General features: G+C 72.3%; 20 protein-coding genes. 8 read left to right on the top strand and 12 right to left on the bottom strand.

What is annotated here, in order from left to right:
• Position 1: 1 nt before the first annotated feature.
• Both ACH5AO_RS22250 and ACH5AO_RS22245 read right to left on the bottom strand, forming a co-directional pair.
• Positions 2-1375 carry an aldehyde dehydrogenase family protein gene (locus ACH5AO_RS22250; protein WP_398927207.1) on the bottom strand — a complete coding sequence of 458 codons (1374 nt, stop codon included), beginning with the start codon at positions 1373-1375 and terminating at the stop codon, positions 2-4.
• Between the two features lie 8 nt (positions 1376-1383).
• Positions 1384-2754: a glutamine synthetase family protein gene (locus ACH5AO_RS22245; protein ID WP_398927205.1), complete on the bottom strand. Its 1371-nt coding sequence runs from the start codon at positions 2752-2754 to the stop codon at positions 1384-1386.
• A gap of 95 nt (positions 2755-2849) precedes the next feature.
• Between ACH5AO_RS22245 and ACH5AO_RS22240 the strand changes: the two genes are divergently transcribed.
• From ACH5AO_RS22240 to ACH5AO_RS22230, 3 genes are all read left to right on the top strand, one after another.
• Entirely contained in the window at positions 2850-3593 is a 744-nt protein-coding gene (locus ACH5AO_RS22240; protein ID WP_398927203.1) for a FadR/GntR family transcriptional regulator, read from the top strand.
• 145 nt (positions 3594-3738) lie between these two features.
• Positions 3739-5184: an ethanolamine permease gene (gene eat, locus ACH5AO_RS22235; protein WP_398927201.1), complete on the top strand. Its 1446-nt coding sequence runs from the start codon at positions 3739-3741 to the stop codon at positions 5182-5184.
• 21 nt (positions 5185-5205) lie between these two features.
• The gene (locus ACH5AO_RS22230) at positions 5206-5898 is read left to right on the top strand and encodes a gamma-glutamyl-gamma-aminobutyrate hydrolase family protein (protein WP_398927199.1); all 693 of its coding nucleotides are present in this window, start codon (positions 5206-5208) and stop codon (positions 5896-5898) included.
• Between the two features lie 182 nt (positions 5899-6080).
• Here the strand turns inward: ACH5AO_RS22230 and ACH5AO_RS22225 are convergent, their stop codons facing one another.
• Positions 6081-7022: a LysR family transcriptional regulator gene (locus ACH5AO_RS22225; RefSeq protein WP_398927197.1), complete on the bottom strand. Its 942-nt coding sequence runs from the start codon at positions 7020-7022 to the stop codon at positions 6081-6083.
• Positions 7023-7092: 70 nt separating this feature from the next.
• Here ACH5AO_RS22225 and ACH5AO_RS22220 point away from each other — a divergent pair, with 70 nt between their 5' ends.
• Complete coding sequence (locus tag ACH5AO_RS22220; RefSeq protein ID WP_398927195.1) at positions 7093-8259, top strand: TDT family transporter; 1167 nt, start codon at positions 7093-7095, stop codon at positions 8257-8259.
• Here ACH5AO_RS22220 and ACH5AO_RS22215 read toward each other — a convergent pair.
• From ACH5AO_RS22215 to ACH5AO_RS22200, 4 genes are all read right to left on the bottom strand, one after another.
• Positions 8186-8914, bottom strand: a complete 729-nt coding sequence (locus tag ACH5AO_RS22215; protein ID WP_398927193.1) for a helical backbone metal receptor — start codon at positions 8912-8914, stop codon at positions 8186-8188. The genes ACH5AO_RS22220 and ACH5AO_RS22215 overlap by 74 nt on opposite strands.
• The gene (locus ACH5AO_RS22210) at positions 8911-9480 is read right to left on the bottom strand and encodes a helix-turn-helix domain-containing protein (protein WP_398927190.1); all 570 of its coding nucleotides are present in this window, start codon (positions 9478-9480) and stop codon (positions 8911-8913) included. The genes ACH5AO_RS22215 and ACH5AO_RS22210 overlap by 4 nt, the downstream gene beginning before the upstream one ends.
• A 428-nt stretch (positions 9481-9908) precedes the next feature.
• On the bottom strand, positions 9909-12524 hold the full coding sequence (locus ACH5AO_RS22205; protein ID WP_398927188.1) for an ABC transporter permease/substrate binding protein: 2616 nt from the start codon (positions 12522-12524) through the stop codon (positions 9909-9911).
• Positions 12517-13608, bottom strand: coding sequence for a glycine betaine/L-proline ABC transporter ATP-binding protein (locus ACH5AO_RS22200; protein WP_398927186.1), 1092 nt, complete (start codon positions 13606-13608; stop codon positions 12517-12519). Before ACH5AO_RS22200 ends, ACH5AO_RS22205 begins: the two co-directional genes overlap by 8 nt.
• A 253-nt stretch (positions 13609-13861) precedes the next feature.
• Between ACH5AO_RS22200 and ACH5AO_RS22195 the strand changes: the two genes are divergently transcribed.
• The 4 genes from ACH5AO_RS22195 to ACH5AO_RS22180 all read left to right on the top strand — a co-directional run bounded on the left by ACH5AO_RS22195 (position 13862) and on the right by ACH5AO_RS22180 (position 17243).
• The gene (locus tag ACH5AO_RS22195) at positions 13862-14767 is read left to right on the top strand and encodes a 5'-3' exonuclease H3TH domain-containing protein (RefSeq protein WP_398927310.1); all 906 of its coding nucleotides are present in this window, start codon (positions 13862-13864) and stop codon (positions 14765-14767) included.
• Between the two features lie 105 nt (positions 14768-14872).
• Entirely contained in the window at positions 14873-15718 is an 846-nt protein-coding gene (locus tag ACH5AO_RS22190) for a siderophore-interacting protein (protein WP_398927184.1), read from the top strand.
• A gap of 278 nt (positions 15719-15996) precedes the next feature.
• Complete coding sequence (locus ACH5AO_RS22185) at positions 15997-16266, top strand: hypothetical protein (protein ID WP_398927182.1); 270 nt, start codon at positions 15997-15999, stop codon at positions 16264-16266.
• Between the two features lie 23 nt (positions 16267-16289).
• On the top strand, positions 16290-17243 hold the full coding sequence (locus ACH5AO_RS22180) for an RluA family pseudouridine synthase (RefSeq protein WP_398927180.1): 954 nt from the start codon (positions 16290-16292) through the stop codon (positions 17241-17243).
• Here the strand turns inward: ACH5AO_RS22180 and ACH5AO_RS22175 are convergent.
• Genes ACH5AO_RS22175 through ACH5AO_RS22155 form a run of 5 tightly spaced genes read right to left on the bottom strand, consistent with a single transcriptional unit; the run spans position 17237 to position 21766 of the window.
• Positions 17237-18748: a cytochrome P450 gene (locus ACH5AO_RS22175; protein WP_398927178.1), complete on the bottom strand. Its 1512-nt coding sequence runs from the start codon at positions 18746-18748 to the stop codon at positions 17237-17239. The two genes, ACH5AO_RS22180 and ACH5AO_RS22175, sit on opposite strands and share 7 nt — an antisense overlap.
• Positions 18749-18797: 49 nt before the next feature.
• On the bottom strand, positions 18798-19418 hold the full coding sequence (locus tag ACH5AO_RS22170) for a GTP-binding protein (protein ID WP_398789439.1): 621 nt from the start codon (positions 19416-19418) through the stop codon (positions 18798-18800).
• Positions 19399-19809 carry a DUF742 domain-containing protein gene (locus ACH5AO_RS22165; protein WP_398927175.1) on the bottom strand — a complete coding sequence of 137 codons (411 nt, stop codon included), beginning with the start codon at positions 19807-19809 and terminating at the stop codon, positions 19399-19401. The genes ACH5AO_RS22170 and ACH5AO_RS22165 overlap by 20 nt, the downstream gene beginning before the upstream one ends.
• Positions 19806-20213 carry a roadblock/LC7 domain-containing protein gene (locus ACH5AO_RS22160; protein ID WP_398927173.1) on the bottom strand — a complete coding sequence of 136 codons (408 nt, stop codon included), beginning with the start codon at positions 20211-20213 and terminating at the stop codon, positions 19806-19808. Before ACH5AO_RS22160 ends, ACH5AO_RS22165 begins: the two co-directional genes overlap by 4 nt.
• Complete coding sequence (locus ACH5AO_RS22155) at positions 20210-21766, bottom strand: sensor histidine kinase (protein WP_398927308.1); 1557 nt, start codon at positions 21764-21766, stop codon at positions 20210-20212. The genes ACH5AO_RS22160 and ACH5AO_RS22155 overlap by 4 nt, the downstream gene beginning before the upstream one ends.
• Between the last annotated feature and the right edge of the window lie 149 nt (positions 21767-21915).

Here is a 21915-nt window from a genome sequence, read left to right as displayed (position 1 = left end):
GTCAGGCCTCCGTGCTGATGAAGACGTTCTTGGTTTCGGTGAAGGCGCTCAGCGCGTCCGGGCCGAGCTCGCGGCCGACGCCGGACTGCTTGAACCCGCCGAAGGGGGTCCAGTAGCGGACGCTGGAGTGGGAGTTGACGGACAGGTTCCCGGCGCGGACGGCCCGGGAGACGCGCAGGGCGCGGCCGACGTCCCGGGTCCAGATCGAGCCCGAGAGTCCGTAGTCGGTGGCGTTCGCCAGGCGTACGGCGTCGGCCTCGTCGTCGAAGGGGAGGACGACGGCGACGGGGCCGAAGACCTCCTCGACGGCGACGCGCGCGCGGGGGTCGACGCCGGTGAGGACGGTGGGCGGGAACCAGTGACCGGGGCCCTCGGGGGCCTTGCCGCGGATGCCGTCGAGGCCGTCGGTGACGTAGGAGCGGACGCGGTCCAGCTGGGCGGCGGAGATCAGCGGGCCCATGTCCACGGTCTCGTCCGCCGGGTCGCCCACCCGGACCGCCTCGATCGCCGGGGCGAGCAGTTCCAGGAACCGGTCGTGCGCGGAGCGCTGGACGAGGATGCGGGTACGGGCGCAGCAGTCCTGTCCGGCGTTGTCGAGGAAGGACATGGGGGCGGCGGCCGCGGCGGCCTCCAGGTCGGCGTCGGCGAAGACGATGTTGGGGCTCTTGCCGCCGAGTTCGAGGGTGACGCGCTTGAGACGGTCCGCGCCCTTGGTCCACACCTGCTTGCCGACGGCGGTCGACCCGGTGAACACGATCTTGGCGACGCCGGGGTGTTCGACGAGGGCGTTCCCGGCGACGGGGCCGTGTCCGGGGAGCACCTGGAACAGGCCGTCGGGCAGGCCCGCCTCCAGGGCGAGCCCGGCGAGGCGCAGGGCGGTGAGGGGGGTGGCCTCGGCGGGTTTGAGGAGCACCGCGTTGCCGGCGGCGAGGGCGGGCGCGGTGCCCCAGGCCGCGATGGGCATCGGGAAGTTCCAGGGGGCGATCACGCCGACGACGCCGAGCGGTTCGAGGAAGGTGACGTCCACGCCGCCGGGGACCGGGATCTGGCGGCCGGTGAGGCGTTCCACTCCCCCGGCCGCGTAGTCGAGCAGGTCGCGGACGTTGTCGGCCTCCCAGCGGGCGTTGCCGAGGGTGTGGCCGGCCTCGCGGACCTCCAGGCGGGCCAGTTCCTCGATGTGCGCGTCGACGGTGGCGGCGAACCGGCGCAGCAGCCGGGCCCGGTCGGCGGGGGCGAGGGCGGCCCAGGCGGTCTGCGCGCGGGCGGCGCGTACGACGGCGGCGTCGACGTCGGCGGCGGTCGCGGCCGGAACGGTGGCGATGACCTCCTCGGTCGCGGGGTTGTGTACCTGGAGTTCGGAGGGCTGGTCGGACACGGAGGGCCTCACATGCGTTCGAAGGAGCGGCGCAGTTCCCAGTCGGTGACCGCGGCGTCGAAGGCGTCGGTCTCGACGCGCGCCATGTTGCGGTAGTGCGCGACGACCTCGTCGCCGAAGGCCGCCTCGGCGATCGCGCTGTGCTCCCACAGCTCGGCGGCCTCGCGCAGGGTGGTGGGGACGTGCGCGAAGCCGGCCGTGTAGGCGTTGCCGTGGCAGGGTTCGGGCAGTTCCAGTTTCCGCTCGATGCCGTACAGGCCGGCCGCGACCATGCCGGCCACGGCGAGGTACGGGTTGACGTCGCCGCCGGGCAGCCGGTTCTCGAACCGCAGGGAGCGGCCGTGGCCGACCACGCGCAGCGCGCAGGTGCGGTTGTCGTGGCCCCAGGCGACGGCGGTCGGGGCGAAGGAACCCGGCTGGAACCGCTTGTACGAGTTGATGTGCGGGGCGTACAGCAGGGAGAACTCGCGGAGCGCGGCGAGCTGCCCGGCGAGGAAGTGCCGCATCACCTCGGACATGGCGTCCGGTACCGCGGCGGAGTCCGGCATGGCGGTCGCCCCGCCGAGATCGGCGAGGGAGAGGTGGATGTGGCAGGAGTTGCCCTCGCGCTCGTTGTACTTGGCCATGAAGGTGAGCGAGACGCCCTCCTGGGCGGCGATCTCCTTGGCGCCGGTCTTGTAGATCGCGTGCTGGTCGCAGGTGACGAGGGCCTCGTCGTAGCGGAAGGCGATCTCGTGCTGGCCGGGGTTGCACTCGCCCTTGGCTGACTCGACGGTGAGCCCGGCGCCGGCCATCTCGTTGCGGATGCGGCGCAGCAGGGGCTCGACGCGGCCGGTGCCGAGCACCGAGTAGTCGACGTTGTACCGGTTGGCGGGGGTGAGCCCGCGGTAGCCGGCGTCCCAGGCCTGTTCGTAGGTGTCCTTGAAGACGATGAACTCCAGCTCGGTGCCGACCTGGGCGGTGTAGCCGAGGGCGGCGAGGCGGTCCAGCTGGCGGCGCAGTATCTGCCGGGGGGCGGCGGCGACCGGGGTGCCGTCGGCCCAGGCGAGGTCGGCGACGACCAGGGCGGTGCCCTCGTTCCACGGCACCCGGCGCAGGGTGTCGAGGTCGGGGTACATGGCGAAGTCGCCGTAGCCGGTCTCCCAGGAGGACATGGCGTAACCGTCGACGGTGTTCATGTCGGCGTCGACGGCGAGCAGGTAGTTGCAGCCCTCGGCGCCGTGCCGGAGCACCTCGTCGAGGAAGAAGCGGGCGGCGAACCGCTTGCCCTGGAGGCGTCCCTGCATGTCGGGGAAGGCCAGGACGACGGTGTCGATCTCACCGCCGGCGACGAGGGCGTGCAGCTCCTCGACGGTGAGCGGGGGCGTGCGGTCTGCCACGGGAGGGCCTCCTCGGCTTCTTCGGGCTTCTTCGGTCGAGCCGGGAGCCATAAGGTATTGCCGGGAACCATTGCTTGGGAAGGGGGCACGGCCGCATGCCGAAGGACGCGGCGGGCGCGGCGGGCGCGGTCGGGGACCGTCTGGCGCCGGTGCTGCGGCAGGTCCGCGCGGGCAACGGCTTCGAGGAGGCGCTGGAGCAGATCCTCCAGGTGGTGCGGCTGGGTCTGGTGGCGGGCGGGGAGCGGCTGCCGGCCGAGCGGGAGCTGGCGGAGCGGCTGGGGATCAGCCGGGTGACGCTGCGCGAGGTGCTGAAGGTGCTCCAGGACCAGGGCCTGGTGGAGTCGCGGCGCGGCCGGTACGGCGGAACGTTCGTGCTGCCCCGTCCGACGGACACCGGGGAGGAGGAGCTGCGGCGGCGGATCGCCGGGGTCGACATCGAGGACGTGCTGCGCTTCCGTGAGGTGCTGGAGGTGGGCGCGGCGGGCCTGTGCGCGGCGCACGGGCTGACGGAGCGGCAGGCGGCGCGGCTGCGCGAGGCCCTGTCCGGCACGCGGGAGGCGCCGTTGACGGAGTACCGGCGCCTGGACACGCTGTTCCACCTCACCCTGGCGGAGCTGTGCGGCTCGCCGACGCTGACCGCGCAGTACGCGGCGGTACGGGCGACGGTGAACGACCTGCTGGACTGCATCCCGCTGCTGGTGCGCAACCTGGAGCACTCCCAGCGGCAGCACGCGGCGCTGGTCGAGGCCGTACTGGAGGGGGACGCGGACGGGGCGCGGGAGATGATGCGCGAGCACTGCGCGGGAACGGCGGCGCTGTTGCGGGGGTTCCTGGCGTGAGGGCGTGACGCCACGCGGATGGTTTACCGCGGTTTAACGCACGGGGCTTGCGCTCGCGGTACACACACCACGAAGGTATGGGCCCACAAAGGTCTGGATCCGTTCCATTGCCCCCTGCCGTCGCCGCCCCCTGGGGAGTCGCCTTGTGAGCCTTCCGTCCGCGTCCCGTGAACCCGCCGATGAGCCGGACGACTACCTCGAACGCAGGAAGCTGCGCCGCGGCAGCGCCGGCTGGCTGCTGCTGACCGGCCTCGGCGTCGCCTACGTCGTGTCCGGCGACTACTCGGGCTGGAACTTCGGCCTGGCCGAGGGTGGCTTCGGCGGCCTGGCGATCGCCATGGTGCTGATGGGAGCCATGTACACCTGCATGGTCTTCGCCCTCGCCGAGCTGTCCTCGATCCTGCCCACGGCCGGCGGCGGCTACGGCTTCGCCCGCCGGGCGCTGGGCCCGTGGGGCGGGTTCCTCACCGGAACCGCGATCCTCATCGAGTACGTCCTCGCGCCCGCCGCGATCTCCCTCTTCATCGGGGACTACGTCGAGTCGCTGGGCCTGTTCGGGCTGGAGTCCGGCTGGCCGGTGTACCTGGCCTGCTTCGTGATCTTCATCGGCATCCACCTGTGGGGCGTGGGCGAGGCGCTGCGCTTCAGCTTCGTCGTCACGGGCATCGCGGTGGCGGCGCTGGTGGTGTTCGCGCTCGGCGCGCTGCCCGAGTTCGACGCCTCCTCGCTGGACGACATCCCGGTGGACCCCTCCGCGTTCGGCGCGAACTCCTGGCTGCCGATGGGGCTGCTGGGCATCTGGGCGGCGTTCCCGTTCGGCATGTGGTTCTTCCTGGGTGTGGAGGGCGTACCGCTGGCCGCCGAGGAGACCAGGGAACCGGCCCGTACGCTGCCGAGGGCGATCCGCTGGTCCATGGGCGTCCTGGTGGTGCTGGCCGTGGTGACCTTCTTCGCGGCGGCCGGGGCGCGCGGCTCGGCGGCGGTGCAGGAGGCGGGCAACCCGCTGGTGGAGGCGCTCCAGCCGGACGGCGAGGCGACGGCGCTCAGCCGGGTCGTGAACTACGCGGGCCTCGCGGGACTGGTCGCCTCGTTCTTCTCGCTGATCTACGCCGGTTCACGGCAGCTCTTCGCGCTGTCCCGCGCGGGCTACCTGCCGAGGTTCCTCTCCCTCACCAGCCGCCGCCGGGCGCCCTACCTCGGCCTGCTGGTGCCCGGCGCGATCGGCTTCGCGCTGGCCGCCGGGTCCGGCGACGGCGCGCGCATGCTGAACATCGCCGTCTTCGGCGCGACGATCTCGTACGCGCTGATGTCCCTCTCGCACATCGTGCTGCGCCGCCGCGAGCCGGAGCTGCCGCGGCCGTACCGCACGCCGGGCGGGGTGCTCACCTCGTCGGTGGCGCTGGTGCTGGCCTGTGCCGCGCTGGTGGCGACGTTCCTGGTGGACGTGACGGCGGCGTTCATCGCGCTGGCGGTGTACATCGTGGCGGTGGCGTACTTCGGGCTGTACAGCCGCAGGCACCTGGTGGCGAAGGCGCCGGAGGAGGAGTTCGCGGCGCTGGCGGCGGCCGAGGCGGAGTTGTCACGGGACTGAGGCAGGGGAAAGGCGATCGGCATGACGGCCAGACCACTCATCGGCATCAGCACGTACGCGGAGTCCGGTGTGCGCTGGGGAGTGTGGCGACTGGACGCCGCGCTGCTGCCGGCCGGCTATCCGCGGCTGGTGCAGCGGGCGGGCGGACTGGCCGCGATGCTCCCGCCGGACGCGCCGGAGCACGCGGCGGCGGCCGTGGCCCGGCTCGACGGCCTGGTCGTCGCGGGCGGCCCGGACGTGGAACCCGTCCACTACGGCGCCGAGCCCGACCCGCGCACGGGACCGCCCGCCCGGACACGGGACGCCTGGGAACTCGCCCTGATCGAGGCGGCCCTGGACCGCCGGATCCCGCTGCTGGGGATCTGCCGGGGCATGCAGCTGCTGAACGTCGCCCTGGGCGGCACCCTGGTCCAGCACATCGACGGCCACGCGGAGGCGCCGGGCGTCTTCGGCCGCCACCCGGTCAAGCCGGTCCCCGGCACCCTCTACGCCGGCATCGCCCCGGAACAGACCTCCGTCCCCACCTACCACCACCAGGCGGTGGACCGCCTGGGCACGAACCTGATCCCGTCGGCGTACGCGGAGGACGGCACGGTGGAGGCGATCGAACTCGTGACATCCCCGTGGACCCTGGGCGTCCAGTGGCACCCGGAAATGGGCCACGACCTACGCATCATGCAAGCCCTGACCAACACCGCCGCGAACCGCGGGTAGCCACCACCGCCGTACCCGCGGGCAGTCGTGCCTCCCCCAGTGCCTCAAGGGCCTGGGAGGTACCCCCAGGGCGGCACGGGTGGGCGGTGGGGGTACCTCCCGCTCGAGCGGAGCCGAGAGTGGGGGAGGCACCCCGCAAACGCCGGGCTGCGCAACCCACCCCCGCCCAGCCCCAACAAGGCTCACCCCCGCGTCAGCGACAACAGATCCCGCGCCGGCCCCGTGGGCCGATGCCCCGTCGGCCACACCGCACGCAGGTCACGAGCCAGGGCGACCCCGTCGACGGGAACACGCACCAGCCGCCGCATCGCCAACTCCTCCCCCACCGCGAGTTCGCTGAGCACCGCCGGCCCGGCGCCACCGACGGCAGCCGCCTTGACCGCGGTCGTGGAGGAAAGCTCGATCAACGGCCGGGCCAGTCCCCCGAGCGCCGCGTCCAGCACCTGCCGCGTCCCCGACCCCTTCTCCCGCAGGATCAACGGCGTGCTCGCCAGCTCCTCCGCCGCGAGCGGCCGCCGCCGACGGGCCCACGCGTGCGACGGCGCCGCGACCACGATCAGCCGGTCATGGGCGATCACCGCGGAATCCAGCCCCGCCGGCACCGTGAGCCCTTCCACGAACCCCACGTCCGCCTCCCCCGACAGCAGCCGCTCCGCCACCGCCGCCGAGTTCCCGGCCAGCAGCGACACGGCCGTGTCCGGCCGGTCCGCGCGCAGCGCGAGCAGCCAGCCCGGCAGCAGGTACTCGGCGATCGTCATGCTCGCCGCCACCCGCAGCCGCGAGTCCCTGCGGTCCCGCAGCGCCTGCGCGCCCACGTCGAAGGCCTCCGCCGCCTCCACGATCCGCCGCGCCCAGTCGGTGACCAGCGCCCCCGCGTCCGTCAGCCGCGACCCGCGCGGCGACCGGTCCACCAGGGCCACGCCGAGCTGCCGTTCCATCGACCGGATCCGGCTGCTGGCGGCGGGCTGGGTGATGCCCAGCTCCCGCGCCGCCCCGCCCAGACTCCCCAGCCGCGCCACCGCCAGCAGCAGCTCCAGCGCCCCGAGGTCCGGCACCCGGTGCGCCAGGGCCCCCGGGCTCGCGGAGCGGTGCCCGGGATGGTCGTGGTCGTCCGTTCTGCTCATAAGCCCAGCTTATGCCGCCATAGAGGAGGGCTCCCTGGCGGCGGCGCCCCACCGGTCCGACCGTATGACCATGGTCACCGCACCCCGGCCCCTGCCGTCCCTTCCCCGTGCCACCGCACGGCCCCCGCGTGCCACCGCCGTCCGTCACCTCGGACCCAACTGGTACGCCTGCGTGATGGGCACCGCCATCGTCGCCGGAGCGGGCACCGCGCTCCCCGCGCACGCGACCGTCCCGCGTCCCGTGCTCACCACCGTCTGGGCGTCGTCCCTCGCCCTCCTGGCGGTCCTGCTCACCGCCCGCGCCCTGCACTGGGCCCGCCACCGCGACCAGGCCCGCGCCCACCTCCGCGACCCCGCCGTGGTCCCCTTCTACGGCTGCCTCTCCATGGCCCTGCTGGCCGTCGGCGGCAGCGCCTTGACCCTCGGACGGGACTGGACCGGGCCGCGCGCGGCCGTCGTCCTCGACGCCGTGCTGTTCACCGCCGGTACGGCCGTCGGGCTGGCCGCTGCTGTGGCCGTCCCGTACCTCATGGCCGTACGCCACCGGGTGACGGCGCGGGAGGTGACGCCCGTCTGGCTGCTGCCGCTGGTCGCGCCCATGGTGTCCGCCGCGCTCGGGCCCCGCCTGGTGCCGTACCTCCCCCAGGGCCAGCCCCGGGCGACCCTGTTGCTGGCCTGCGTCGCGATGTTCGGGCTCAGCCTCCTCGCGACCCTGATGACGCTGCCGCTGGTCTTCGGCCGGCTGCTCACCGGTGGTCCGCCGCCCCTCGCGCTCACCCCGACGCTGTTCCTGGTGCTCGGACCGCTGGGCCAGTCCACGACCGCCGTCGGCGCCTTCGCGGACGTCGCCCCGGGGGTCGTACCGGCACCGTACGACGAGGGATTCCGCGTGCTCGCCGTCCTGTACGGGGTGCCCGTCATGGGGTTCGCGCTGCTGTGGCTCTGCCTCGCCTGCGCGCACGTCCTGCGGGCGTGGCGGCGGGGGATGCGCTTCACGATGACGTGGTGGTCGTTCACCTTCCCGGTGGGCACCTGCGTCACCGGTGCCGGTGCCCTCGCCTCGCACACCGGGCTGGTCGTCTACGACGTACTGGCGCTCGCCCTGTACGCCCTGCTGGCCGTCGCCTGGGCCGTCGCCGTCCGGTGCACGGCGCGCGGCCTGTTCAGCGGCGCGCTGCTCGCAGGGCCCGCCCCAGCGCCGTCGGGGCCTCGGCCAGCGACGGACCGTACCAGGTGAGGTGCCGGCCGTCGACGAGTGCGCAGGGCAGTCCGGGGAAGGCCTCCGGGCCGTCGTCGGCGGTGAAGCGGTAGGGCTCGTCGGGGAGCACGACGAGGTCCGGGTCCGCCGCGCGCAGCGCGTCGAGCGGGACGCGCGGATAGCGCTCCGGGTGGTGCGCGTACAGGTGGTCGACGCCGAGGTGGGAGAGCAGGTCGCCCGCGAAGGTGTCCCGGCCCAGCACCATCCAGGGCCGCCGCCAGACGGGCACCACCGCCGTCCGGCGCTCCGCGGGCGCCGGCAGCGCCGCCCAGGCCGCCTCGGCCTCGTCCAGCCAGCGGGGGCGGGCGGGCACCCCGCACGCCGTGAGCACGCGGTCCAATTCGCGGAAGGCCTGGGGCAGCGTCCGCACCTCGGTCACCAGGACGTCGACTCCCGCGGCGCGCAGGGCCGCCAGGTCGCTCGGGCGGTTCTCCTCCTCGTTGGCGACCACCAGTTCGGGGCCGAGGGCGACGATCCGGTCCACCTCCGGGTTCTTGGTGCCGCCGAGGCGTACGACGTCCAGCCCGGCCGGGCGCGTGCACCAGTCGGTGGCGCCGGCCAGGGAGCCGGGGGCGGAGAGCGCCACGGCCTCCGTCAGCGACGGGACGAGGGAGACGACCCTGACGGGGCTCACCGGCGCGGCTTGTCCCGCAGCGCCTCGATGTGGTCGGCGACGGCGACGACCAGCAGCCGTGTCTCCGGGACCGTGGCCCGCCAGCGGTGCCGGACGCCTCCGGTGAGGTACAGGGTGTCGCCGCGGCCGAGACGGTACGCGCGGCCCTCCGCCTCGATCTCCACGGCGCCGTCCGCCACGTACATCAACTGGTCGTTGCGGAACTGGAGTTCACGGCCGGCGTCATGGTCTCCGGTGTATTCGGAGGCGTGCATCTGGTGGTGACCGCGCACCAGGGAGCGCACCTGCGGTTCCGCCCACGGCTCGGCGCCCTCGGCGCGGACGACGTCCACGCTGCACGCCGGGTCGGCGGCGGCGAGGAGCTCCACGGCGGTGGTGCGCAGGGCGTCGGCGACCTTCTCCAGGGAGCTCTGGCTGGGACGCGCCCTCTCGTTCTCGATCTGGCTGAGGAACGGGACCGACAGGCCGCTGCGCTCGGCCACGACGGCGAGGGTGAGGTCCAGCGCGCGGCGTCGCCGCCGCACGGCCGCGCCCACCCGCAGGGGCTGTTCCTTGTGGTCGCCCATCGCTCCGGCTCCCTCCTCCGCCGATCGTCCCGCACCCCGCGCGCCGCCGGTCCGGCGCGCTCCTTTCGTGAGTTGTCTGCACCCTACGCATGTTCGGCAAACCGTTTCAGGCGCCTGTCACGTCGCCGTCACACGCGACCGGCGCCGACCCGCCAGTTCGCGCCAGTCGCCCCACGGACCCCTTGCTCCTCCCGCGTGCGCGACAAAGGGTGTTCCCGCCATTGTTCCCCTCACCCGGCGGAAGGTCACGGCGAGGCTCGAGGAGGTTCGGGGAGAACATCACGCCGCGTGGTTGTCCGGATTCCTACGGTGCTCCCGCCCGGCTCCGGACAGGCCCGAGGGGTGTTCCGGACATGCCCGAGGGGCGGGCCCGGCCGCGCCGTCAGGTGCGGGTCCGGGCCCGCCCCTCGGGGCGGCCGGTACGGCGGTTACCGCGGGGTCATCCGCTCCACCATGTCCGGGTGCTCCTCCAGCCAGGCGGCGACGGCCTCCTCCTCGTGACCCTGGCCGCGGTCCTTGATCTCGGCCTCCAGGGTGCCGAGCTCGTCCTCGCTCATCCGGAAGCCCTTGATCCACTCGGTGAGCCGCGGATACCGCTCCGGGAACTTCTTGCTGGCGATGGTGCGGATCGTGTTGCCCTCGCCGAAGGCCTTCTTGGGATCCTTCAGCTTGGTCAGCTCGTAGTCGCTGTACGCCCAGTGCGGCGACCACAGGGTGACCGCGACGGGCTCCTTCGCGGCGAGGGCGCGCTTGAGCTCGGCCAGCATCGCCGGCGTGGAGCCGTCGACGACCTCGTACTCGTCCTCCAGGCCGTAGCCCGGCATGACCTCGTTCTTGAGCAGCTGCATCTCACCGGTGCCGGGCTCGATGCCGATGATCCGCCCGTCGAAGAGGTCGGCCTTGCCCTTGAGGTCCTCCAGGGACTCGACGTCCTCGACGTAGGAGGGGACGGCGATCTCCAGCGAGGTGGGCTCGTACCAGGTGCCCAGGTCGGTGAGCTTGTCCTTGCTCCTGTCCCAGTAGTTCTTCTGCGCGTACGGCAGCCAGGCGTCGAAGTTGAGGTCGAGGTCCCCGGAGGCGAGGCCGGTGTAGACCGGACCGACGTCCATCTGCTTGAGGTTCATCGTGTAGCCGCGCCGCTCGAGGACGTTCTTCCACAGGTAGGTGACGGCGACGTCCTCCTCCCAGGGGAACCAGGCCACGTCCAACGGGCGCTTCGCCTCGGCGGGCGTACCACCGGAGCCGGACTGGACGGGCGCCAGCTCGTCGACGACGCCCGGGTTGTCCTTCAGCCAGGCGCGGACGGCGTCCTGCTGCCTGCCCTTGCCGGCCTTGTTGATCTCGGCTTCCAGGCTCGTGAGCTGCTCCTCGGTCATCGAGAAGTCCTTCAGCCACTTCCCGACGAGCGGGTTGTCGCCGGCGAAGCCCTTGCGGGACAGCGTGTGCACGCCGTCGCCCTTGCCCCAGCTGCCCTTGGGGTCCTCCAGCTTCTTCAGGTCGTAGTCGCTGTACGCCCAGTGCGGCGACCACAGGGTGACGACGACCGGTTCCTTCTTGCTGTAGGCCCGCTTGAGCTCGGCCAGCATCGCCGGCGTGGAGCTGTCGACGACCTCGTACTCCTTCTCCAGGCCGTACTCCTTGAGGATCTTGCTCTTGAGCAGGCCCATCATGCCGGCGCTGGATTCGATACCGGTGATCTCCCCGCCGAAGAGGTCGGCCTTGCCCTTGAGGTCCTCCAGGCTGTCGACGTCCTCCATGTACGCCGGGACAGTCAGCTCCAGTGACGTCTCGCCGTACCAGGAGCCGAGGTCGTCGAGCCGGTCGCCGTACTTCTTCCAGTACGCCTCGTGGGTGGTGGGCAGCCAGGCGTCCGTCTGGAAGTCGACGTTGCCCTGCGCGAGGGCGGTGTAGAGCGGGCCGGCCTCGAACTGCTCGGCCTCGACCTCGAAACCGCGCCGCTCCAGGATCTCCTTCCACAGGAAGGTGGAGGCGACGCCCTCGTCCCAGGGGATGTAGCCGATGGTGATCTTCTTGCCGTCGCCGACGTTCTCGCCGCCGGCGGTGGTGGGCTTGGAGCCGCTGCCGCCGAAGATCCCCATGCCGCCCGCGACCAGGGCGAGGACGACGACACCGATCACGGCGACCTGCGGGCGGGGCCGGTAGGACCAGATCCTCAGCCCCTGCGCGGCGCGCGCCCTGGCGGCGGCGCGCCGGCCGAGCGGGGAGACCTGGGTGCCCAGGGCGCTGGTCATCCGGTCCAGGTAGATCGCCAGGATGACGATGGCGATGCCGGACTCGGCGCCGAGACCGATGTTGAGCTGTCCGATGGCCTCGATGACCGCGCCGCCGAGTCCGCCGGTGCCGACCATGCCGGCGATCGCGGCCATGGACAGACCCAGCATGATCACCTGGTTGACGCCCGCCATCACCGTGGGCAGCGCCAGCGGCAGCTGCACGCGCAGCAGGGTGTTGCGGGGCGTGGTGCCGAAGGCCTCGGCCGCCTCGACCAGTTCCTTGTCGACCTGGCGGATGCCCAGCTCGGTCATGCGCACGCCCGGGGCGAGCGCGAAGATCAGGGTGGCGACGATGCCCGGGGCGGAGCCGGTCCCGAAGAACAGGATCGCCGGGATGAGGTAGATCATCGCGGGCAGCGTCTGCATGAAGTCCAGGACCGGCCGGATCACGGCGCTGACCCGGTCGGAGCGGGCCGCCCAGATGCCCAGCGGCACCGATACGACCAGCGCGATCACCGTGGCGACGATGACCAGCGACAGCGTCACCATCGAGTCCTCCCACAGTTCGAGGGAGTCCAGGAAGGCGAAGCCGGCGAAGGTGAGGACACCGGCGAAGGTGCCGCGCAGCCAGAAGGCGATCACCGCGAAGATGCCGCAGAGGACCAGCGGTTCGGGGGCCTGGAGGACGGCGTTCACGCCGTCGTAGGCGCCGGTGAAGACGGTCTTGAAGAAGTCGAACAGCCAGGTGACGTGGGCGAGCAGCCAGTCGACGACGCTGTTGACCCAGTCGCCGAGCGGGATCCTAGGCACGGGCCATCACCTTCTCGCCGCCCTTGTCCCGGGGGGTGTCGCAGGTCCCGGGGGCGGACTCCTCGTCGCCGAGGAAGCCGACCAGGCGCTGCCGGGGCACGACCCCGACGAGCGCGTCCTCCTGGTCCAGCACCGCCACGGGGTGCGGTACGCGGGCACTGATCGCGCACAGGTCGGTGAACGGCGTGTCGGGCGTCGCGGTCTCGCAGCCGCAGTCGGCCTCGTCGCCGCGGACCTCGCGCTCCATCACGGCGCCGGCGGTGAGCACGCGGGAGCGGTCGACGTCCTGGGTGAAGGAGGCGACGTAGTCGTTGGCGGGACGGATCAGGATGTCCTGCGCGGTGCCGATCTGCACGATGCGGCCGTCGCGCATCACCGCGATCCGGTCGCCCAGGCGCATGGCCTCGTTGAGGTCGTGGGTGATGAAGACGATCGTCTTCTTCAGGGTCTTCTGCAGTTCGAGCAGCTGGTCCTGCATGTCGCGGCGGATCAGCGGGTCGAGGGCGCTGAAGGACTCGTCCATCAGCAGCAGGTCGGCGTCGGTGGCGAGCGCGCGGGCGAGCCCCACGCGCTGCTGCATGCCGCCCGACAGCTCGTCGGGCCACGACTTCTCCCAGCCGGCCAGGCCGCACAGGGCGAGCGCCTCGTCGGCGCGGCGTTCGCGCTCGGCGCGGGGCACGCCCTGCACTTCAAGACCGTAGGCGGCGTTGTCGCGGACGCTGCGGTGCGGGAAGAGCGCGAAGTGCTGGAAGACCATGCTGATCTTCTCGGAGCGGACCTTGCGCAGTTCCCGGCCGGGCAGCGCGGTCAGGTCCTGGCCGTCGAAGCGCACGTGTCCGGCGGTGGGCTCCAGCAGGCCGTTCAGCATCCGCAGCAGGGTGGACTTGCCGGAGCCCGACAGGCCCATGACGACGAAGATCTCACCCGGGTCCACCGTGAACGAGGCGTCGATGACGGCGGCGGTGGTGCCGTCGGCGCGCAGCTCCTCCCGGTCGGTCTTCTTCTGGCGCAGTCGTTCGACCGCCTGGTCCGGTCGTCTGCCGAACACCTTGAACAGATGCTCGGCCTCAAGCCTGGATGACACGCGTACCTCTTGTCTCGACGGCAATGGCAGGAGCGATGCCCGGCGGACGGCTCACGCGGTCCATAACAGTTGAATCTGTAACCGGTATCGCTCCGGGGCCGCGCCTCCCCGGTTTTGCACAGGGCAAACTTTTTGGTGTGACGCCTCACACAGATGGCGCAGGACGCAACGTGTTGCGCAGCACGCACTCGCGCGCTTCTGCGGAGCGCTGTCAGCGGTGTGCGGCATGATGCGGGACGTGACCGGACGACTGATGCTTCTCGACACCGCCTCCCTGTACTTCCGCGCCTACTTCGGCGTCCCGGAGTCCGTCAGGGCCCCGGACGGCACGCCGGTGAACGCCGTGCGCGGGCTGCTCGACTTCATCGACCGCCTGGTGAAGGACCACCGGCCGGACCACCTGGTGGCCTGCATGGACGCCGACTGGCGCCCGAAGTGGCGGGTGGAGCTGATCCCCTCCTACAAGGCGCACCGCGTCGCCGAGGAGCACGCGGCGGGACCGGACGAGGAGGAGGTGCCGGACACGCTGTCCCCGCAGGTACCGGTCATCGAGAGCGTGCTCGACGCGGTCGGCATCGCGCGGACGGGGGTGGCCGGGTACGAGGCGGACGACGTGATCGGCACGTTCACCGCCCGCGCGGACGGGCCGGTCGACATCGTCACCGGCGACCGCGATCTGTACCAGCTGGTGGACGACGCGCGCGGGGTGCGCGTGCTGTATCCGCTGAAGGGCGTCGGCACGCTCCAGGTCACCGACGAGGCCGTGCTGCGCGAGAAGTATGGGGTGGACGGCGGGGGGTACGCGGATCTGGCGCTGCTGCGCGGCGATCCGAGCGACGGTCTGCCGGGCGTGCCGGGCATCGGGGAGAAGACTGCGGCCAAGCTCCTGGCCGAGTTCGGCGACCTGGCCGGGATCCTGGCGGCCGTGGACGACCCGCGGGCCGGGCTCACGCCGTCGCAGCGCAAGCGTCTGGACGAGGCGCGGCCGTATCTCGCGGTCGCCCCGAAGGTCGTCCGGGTCGCGGACGACGTCCCGCTCCCGGACGTCGACACGGCGCTGCCGCGCGGGCCGCGCGACCCGGCCGGGGTGGAGTCCCTGGCCGCCCGCTGGGGTCTGGGCGGCTCGCTGCAGCGCCTGCTGACGACCCTCTCGGCGTGAGCCGCGGACGTCGCCGAACCGGGCGGGGTGGCCGTCGACGAGGTGTCGACCGGGACCGAGGTGCTAACTTAGGTAACCCTAACCGTGACAGCTGGGAGGCTCCTCATGGCAGAGCGACCGGTACGTGCCCCGCGCGCGCCGCACACCGCCGAGGTCGTCCGCACCGAGCGGCTGACCCCGCACATGCAGCGCGTGGTGCTCGGCGGCGAGGGGCTCTCCGATTTCTCGGCGGACACCTGCACCGATCACTACGTCAAGCTGCTGTTCCCGGCCGCGGGCGCGGTGTATCCGGAGCCCTTCGACCTCCAGCGCGTCCGTGAGGAGTTCCCGCGCGAGCAGTGGCCGGTGACCCGGACGTACACGGTGCGGCAGTGGGACGCCGAGCACCGTGAGCTGACCCTGGACTTCGTGGTCCACGGTGACGAGGGTCTGGCGGGGCCCTGGGCTGCGAACGCCCGGCCGGGTGAGGTCGTCCGGTTCCTGGGTCCCGGCGGCGCCTACGCGCCCGACCCGGCCGCCGACTGGCACCTGCTCGTCGGCGACGAGAGCGCGCTGCCCGCGATCGCCCGCTCGCTGGAGGCCCTGCCGCACGGTGCCAGGGCGTTCGCCTTCGTGGAGGTCTCCGGCCCCGACGAGGAGCAGAAGATCGACTCCGATGTGGAGGTCCGCTGGCTGCACCGCGGCGCCCGGCCCGTCGGCGAGGCCCTGGTGGAGGCCGTCCGTAACCTCGACTTCCCGGAGGGCCGGGTGCACGCCTTCGTGCACGGCGAGGCCCACTTCGTGAAGGAGCTGCGCCGTCTGCTGCGGGTCGAGCGCGGCATCCCGCGCGAGGACCTGTCGATCTCCGGTTACTGGCGGCTCGGCCACAACGAGGACGGCTGGCAGGCCTCCAAGCGCGAGTGGAACGCCCGCATCGAAGCCGAGCAGGAAGGCACGAAGCCCTCCGCCTGACGCACTCCCCCCAGCACCCACGGCCGATAAACAAACCAAAGCCACCCGCCCCCGCCCCCACGGGCAGGCACATGCCGTCGTTCCCGCGGGCAGTCGTGCCGCTGAGGCGGCACGGGTGGGCGCGACGGCACCCTGTAAGCGCCGGGCCGCGCGAGCACCCCCGCCCGGCTCCAGCACGGTGCACATGTCCGCCGGACGGGGGAACCACGCCCCGTCACCCCGTGCACGGCGGCGTGGCGGCCCCACGAGAACGTGCCCCTGCCGCAGGATCCGGCCGCGTGGCACACACCTTCGACGAGCTCGTGGCCAAGCAGCGCGCGGCGGACGAGGCACACTCCCGGGTCCGGCAACTGCGGGACGCCTACGGCCCACCCGCCCGGACCAAGTGGAGCGAACGCCAGACCGCCACCTGGGAGACCGCCTGGCGGGCCTGGCGCGACCTCGCCCGCGACGTCCGCCTCGCGGTGACCGAGTACGCCCGGGACGAGGGCCGGCCGCTCCACGAGATCGAGGCGGAGCTGAGACGGGCGACCGGGAACCACGGCTGAGCGGCCCCGTACGCTTGCCCGGTGTGAGACGCAGACGGCCGCCCCCGCCCTCCCCCCTGCCGCAGCGCGACGGTGTGGACCCGGTACGGGTCCGGCTGCCCGCCGGGGAACAGTGGGCCACGGTACGGGAGCACCTGGCGCAGCGGCTCTCGGCCGCCGGCCCCGGGGTCGTGGACGGGATGTTCGCCGCCGGGCTGGTCGTCGGGGCGGACGGGCGGGCCGTACCGGCGGACGCCCCGTACGCGCCCGGCATGTGCGTGTGGTTCCACCGGGACCTGCCCGCCGAGGTGCCGGTGCCGTTCCCGCTGGAGGTCGTCCACCGGGACGAGCACATCGTCGTCGTCGACAAGCCCCACTTCCTGGCCACCACCCCGCGCGGCGGCCACGTCGCCCAGACCGCGCTCGCCCGGCTCCGCCGTGAGCTGGGCGTCCCGCAGTTGAGCGCCGCGCACCGCCTGGACCGGCTCACCGCGGGCCTGGTGCTGTTCACGGTGCGGCCCGAGGAGCGCGGCGCGTACCAGACGCTGTTCCGCGACCGGCTGGTGCGCAAGGAGTACGAGGCCGTCGCCCCGTACGATCCGTCCCTGGACCTGCCCCGGACCGTACGCAGCCGGATCGTGAAGGAGCGGGGGGTGCTGACCGCCGAGGAGGTCGGGGGCGAGCCGAACGCGGTGACCCGCGTCGAGCTCGCCGCCCACCGGGCCGACGGTCTCGGCCGGTACCGGCTGGTGCCCGGCACCGGGCAGACCCATCAGCTGCGGGTGCACATGAACGCCCTGGGCGTGCCGATCCTCGGCGATCCGCTGTACCCCGAGGTGGCCGCCCCCGTCCCGGCCGGTGACTTCCGGCGGCCGCTGCAACTGCTGGCGCGGACGCTGGAGTTCACCGACCCGGTGACGGGGGTGGAGCACCGGTTCAGCAGTGGCCGGGTGCTCGCGGCCTGGTCCTCGTACGAGGACTGGGCGGCCGGTCAGTAGCCGCGCCACCAGCGCAGGAAGCGCTGCCACGCGGTCCGCGGCGGGGCGGGTTCCGTCACCGGCGGGGGTGACGGCGCCGGCACGGGCGGCTCGACGTGCGGCTCGGGCGGCACCGGGGCCGCGGCGGCCGGCCCGGTCCCCGGCCGGGCGTGGCCGATGTGCCAGTCCTGCTGCGGGGGCGCGTCGTTCTCGTGGCTGGGCCGCTGCGTCACGTCCTGCTGCGGCCGGGGTGTGAAGTGGACCGGCAGTTCCACGAGGTGGCGTGAGGCGATCGACTCGGTGAAGGACAGCTCCTCCTCGTCGATGCTGAGCTCCACGTCGGGCAACCGCATGAGCAGGGCGTCGACGCCGACCTCGGCGATGGTGCGGCCGATGTCCTGGCCGGGGCACTCGTGCGGACCGCCGCCGAAGGCGAGGTGCGAGCGGTTGCCCTTCATGTCGGCGGTCGGGTCGGGGCGCACGCGTGGGTCGACGTTGGCCGGCGCGGGCGCGAACAGCAGGCCGTCGCCCTTGCGGATGCGCTGGCCGCCGAGCTCCGTGTCCTGTTTGGCGAAGTAGGCGAAGATGGTGCTGAACGGCGGCTCGTCCCAGAGCAGTTGCTCCACCGCCTGGGGCACGGTCATCTGGCCGCCGTTGAGCTGGGAACGGAAGCGCGGGTCGATCAGCACCTGGCGCAGCACGTTGGCCAGGAGGTTGGCGGTGGCCTCGTAGGCGGCGATCAGCACCACTCTGAGGTGCTGGCTGACCTCGTCGTCGGTCAGTCCGGCCGGGTGGGTGATGAGGCGGCCGGCGAAGTCGTTCAGCGGCTCGGCGCGGCGGCGGGCGGTGAGGCGCTCCAGGGCCCCCATGACGTAGGCGTTGCTGGCGATCGCGGTCTCGGTGCCCCGGATCATGTCACGGGCGGCCTCGACCATCCGGTCGTTGTACTCGTCGGGCATGCCGAGGACGTGGCACATCACGGCCATCGGCAGGTGCTCGGCGTACTGGCTGACCAGCTCGGCCTCGCCCGCCTCGCAGAACTGGTTGACGACGCGCTGGACGCTGCGGTTGACGTGCCGGCGCAGCCCGCGGAAGTCGGTGGCCGCCACGGCGGCGTCGATCGCGCCGCGCAGCCGCTTGTGCTCGTCGCCCTCGGCGTGCGCGCACATCGGCTGCCAGGCGATGTGCGGCATCAGCGGGTGGTCGGGCTTGACCAGGCCGGCCGTGAGCGGGGACCAGATGCGGCTGTCCTTGCAGTACTGCGCGGGGGTGCGGACCAGTTGCTGGCTCTCGGCGTGGCCGAGGACCACCCACATCGGCAGGTCGTCGTGGATGAGCACCGGTGCCACCGGACCGTGTTCGGCGCGCAGCGTCTCGTACAGCTTCCTCAAGTCATCCGACTCGTGCAGCCGGTGCAGCCCGCCGGGGCCCAGGCCGTGCGCGGGGCAGCCGGGGGGCGGGCCGGGCCGGGGTGCGTCCGTGCCGGTCGGGGAGTCTCCCGTCAGGGAGTTCGGTTCAGGCGTCACAGTGGTCGCTCCGGGGGAAAGCGGGGTGTGGGCGGGGACGGGTCCGGGTTCAGGTGAGCGAGCCCGTCATGGCGAGGGAGTGCAGGAACCGCATCAGGGTCATCAGGACGTCGCGGCTGGAGGCGCGGCGCCGCACGTCGCACTCCAGGATGGGGATCTGCTCGGACAGGTCGAGGGCGGACCGCAGGTCCTCGATGGGGTAGCGCGGGCCGTCGGGGAAGGAGTTGACCGCGACGACGAACGGCACGCCGCGCTCCTCCAGCCGTCCCATGACGTCGAAGCTGACCTCGAGGCGACGGGTGTCGACGAGGACGACCGCGCCGAGCGCCCCCTCGAACAGCCCGTTCCACAGGAACCAGAAGCGTTCCTGGCCCGGGGTGCCGAAGAGGTACAGCACCAGCTGATCCGTGATCTTGATGCGGCCGAAGTCCATGGCGACGGTGGTGGCCGTCTTGGACGCGGAACCGAAGTTGTCGTCGACCCCGATGCCGGCCTGCGTCATGGTCTCCTCGGTGGTCAGCGGTTTGATCTCGCTGACCGAGCCGACCATGGTCGTCTTGCCGACTCCGAATCCACCGACGATGACGATTTTCACCGCGGCCTGTGCCGTGTGCGGCAGCTGATCCTCGACCCGGGGGCCCGGGATGGTCTCAGAGCCTTTGAAGTCCATGCATCACCGCTTCGAGAAGGGAACGGTCGGGGAGCGCCTTGCGGACGATGGGCGAGCGCGCCTGGACCAGTTCCGCCGCCAGCATCTCGGTGAGCAGCACGGTCACCACGCTGAACGGCAGGCTGAGGTAGGCCGACAGTTCGGCCACGGACAGGGGTGCGACGCAGAGCCGGAGCAGCGCCGCCTGCTCGGGGGTGGCGGAGGGCGGGGGGTCCGGGGAGCGGGCCACGATCAGCGTCACGAGGTCGATGTCCGCCCGTTCGCCGTCCGGGCCCGCGACGACGTACAGCCGCTCGGGGTTGCCGCCCTCGCCCTCCTTCTTGGCCGGTCCGGCCGGCTGCGGCGGGGGGCCGTCCTGGGGGGAGCGCCTCTGGCGTTGCGGAGGAGTCATACGGGCTGCCCCTTCCGTCGGGGCGGACTGGTCAGATGGGCGCCGATGCGGACGACGAGGTCGCGCATCATGCCGCCCATGCGGCCGGGTTCGCAGGTCATGTCGGAGAGCACCGCGAGATAGGCGTTGGCTCCGGCCGCCATCAGGTAGAAGTAGCCCTCGTCGATCTCGATGAGCACCATCTTCATCTCCCCGTCGCCGTGCGGGAGTTCCTGGGCGACGGCCCCGGCGAGGCTCTGCACGCCCGCGCACGCGGCGGCGACCCGGTCGGCGGCGTCCGGCTCACCGCCGTAGCGGGCGATGCGCAGACCGTCGGCGGAGAGCACCACGATCATCTCGACGCCGGGTACGCCGTCGGCGAGCTCCTTGAGCATCCAGTCGAAGTTGGCTCGTTGCTGGATCACTTGAGGTCCCCCTCGTCATCGGCCTCGGTGCGGGCCGGTTCGTTGATGAGATGCAGGTAGGCGGTGGGGTTGCGGGTGAAGTCGGTGGGGTGGACGCCCGGGTCGAGGTCCTTCTTCATCCCCTCCCAGAAGGCGTCGACCCACAGGCCGGGTTCGCGGTCGTTGCGCTTCTTCTTCTCGGGTTCGGGCGTGGCCCAGATGTCGTGGTACTCCTCGCCCCGTTCCCTGGCCTCCCGCTCGGCCCGTTCGGCGGCGGCCTGCTCGGCGTACCGCTGGGCCAGCGGGGTCTTCACCCGGCTGCGGCGCTGCGGCAGGCCGCCCGCGGTCCATTCGGTGACCTCGGGGACGTCGTCCTCCATGGGGACCGTGTCGGGGATGCGGGGGCTGGTGGGGCGGCGCTTCTTGGGTGTGCGCTCGGGGCCCGGGAGGGCGTCGACGGGGCGGGGCACGGCGGTCGCCCCGATGCCGTGGGCGAGGCCCACGCCGGGTTCGTCGGTGATCATCTCGCTCGGTACGACGAGGACGGCGCGGACCCCGCCGTAGGCGGAGGCGCGCAGCGAGACCTGCATGTTGAACGCGGTGCAGAGCCGGCCGACGACGGCGAGGCCGAGGCGCGGGTTGGCCCCGATCTCCTGGAGGTCGACGCCCCGCTGGGCCTGCTCGAGCATTCCTTCGATACGGGCCCGGGCCTGCTCGTCGAGGCTGACTCCGGCGTCCTCGATCTCGATGGCGACGCCGGTCTGCACCTCGGTGGCGGTGACGCTGACCTTGCTGGTCGGCGGCGAGTAGCGGGTGGCGTTGTCGAGGAGTTCGGCGGCGGCGTGGATGACCGGTTCGACGTAGATGCCCTTGATGTTGATCTTGGCGATCGACTTCAGGTCGATGCGGCGGTACTCGAGGATGCGGGACATGGCGCCGCGCAGCACGCTGTAGAGGGCGACGGGCTTGGGCCACTGGCGTCCGGGACGGCCGCCGCCGAGAACGGAGATGGAGTCGGCGAGGCGGCCGATCAGCGCGGTGCCGTGGTCGATGCGCAGCAGGTCGTCGAAGACCTCGGGGTTGCGGCCGTGGTCCTCCTCCATCTCCCGGAGCTCCTTGGCCTGCTGGTGGACGATCGCCTGGACGCGGCGGGCGATGCTGACGAAGGAGCGCTGGGAGGAGTCGCGCAGGTTCTCCTCGTCGTCGATGATCTTCAGCATCGTCCTGAGCAGGTGGATCTGGTACTTCGGCAGGTCGCGCCAGGCCGGGTTGAGCCGGGGCAGGCCGCGGATCACCTCTTCGGGGTCATTGCCGCTGTGCAGGTAGTCGAGGGTCGCGGGGATGACCTGCTGGGTGAAGTACTGCGTCTCCGTGTCATGGGCGGCGATCCGGGACTCCAGATACGCACGGTGACGGTCATGTTCGGCCTGCGCCTCCCGCAGTACACGGCCGCGGCGCACCGCCTCGGTCGCGGCGGCGGTCACCAGCAGGGTCGCGACGGCGCCGCACACGCCGACGGCGATCCGGGCGGGCTCCGCCACCAGGGCGACGGCGGCTCCGGTCGCCGCGGCCATCACTATGGCCGGCAACAACAGCACGCGTGTGTAGGGAAGTTGGACACTCGCCATGTGAGCCCTCTGAAACGAATCGGCTGACGGTCGGGGAACACGCACATAGGGGAACAAGCGCACGAATTCATCTCAACCCGGTGCGCTGCGGGCGA

The sequence above is a fragment of the Streptomyces sp. NPDC018964 genome (genome assembly GCF_044390325.1).
In the GTDB taxonomy this organism is placed as follows: domain Bacteria; phylum Actinomycetota; class Actinomycetes; order Streptomycetales; family Streptomycetaceae; genus Streptomyces.
The sequence above is the reverse complement of the archived record's forward strand: the minus strand, read 5'-3'. Positions and strand labels throughout refer to the sequence as shown.

Bases quoted from the DNA above. Each gene is read 5' to 3' on its own strand.
- ACH5AO_RS22240 (WP_398927203.1), top strand. From the start codon at position 2,850: ATGCCGAAGGACGCGGCGGGCGCGGCGGGCGCGGTCGGGGACCGTCTG.
- ACH5AO_RS22230 (WP_398927199.1), top strand. From the start codon at position 5,206: ATGACGGCCAGACCACTCATCGGCATCAGCACGTACGCGGAGTCCGGT.
- ACH5AO_RS22225 (WP_398927197.1), bottom strand. From the start codon at position 7,022: ATGAGCAGAACGGACGACCACGACCATCCCGGGCACCGCTCCGCGAGC.
- ACH5AO_RS22220 (WP_398927195.1), top strand. From the start codon at position 7,093: ATGGTCACCGCACCCCGGCCCCTGCCGTCCCTTCCCCGTGCCACCGCA.
- ACH5AO_RS22210 (WP_398927190.1), bottom strand. From the start codon at position 9,480: ATGGGCGACCACAAGGAACAGCCCCTGCGGGTGGGCGCGGCCGTGCGG.
- ACH5AO_RS22195 (WP_398927310.1), top strand. From the start codon at position 13,862: ATGCTTCTCGACACCGCCTCCCTGTACTTCCGCGCCTACTTCGGCGTC.
- ACH5AO_RS22190 (WP_398927184.1), top strand. From the start codon at position 14,873: ATGGCAGAGCGACCGGTACGTGCCCCGCGCGCGCCGCACACCGCCGAG.
- ACH5AO_RS22170 (WP_398789439.1), bottom strand. From the start codon at position 19,418: ATGGACTTCAAAGGCTCTGAGACCATCCCGGGCCCCCGGGTCGAGGAT.
- ACH5AO_RS22165 (WP_398927175.1), bottom strand. From the start codon at position 19,809: ATGACTCCTCCGCAACGCCAGAGGCGCTCCCCCCAGGACGGCCCCCCG.
- ACH5AO_RS22155 (WP_398927308.1), bottom strand. From the start codon at position 21,766: ATGGCCGCGGCGACCGGAGCCGCCGTCGCCCTGGTGGCGGAGCCCGCC.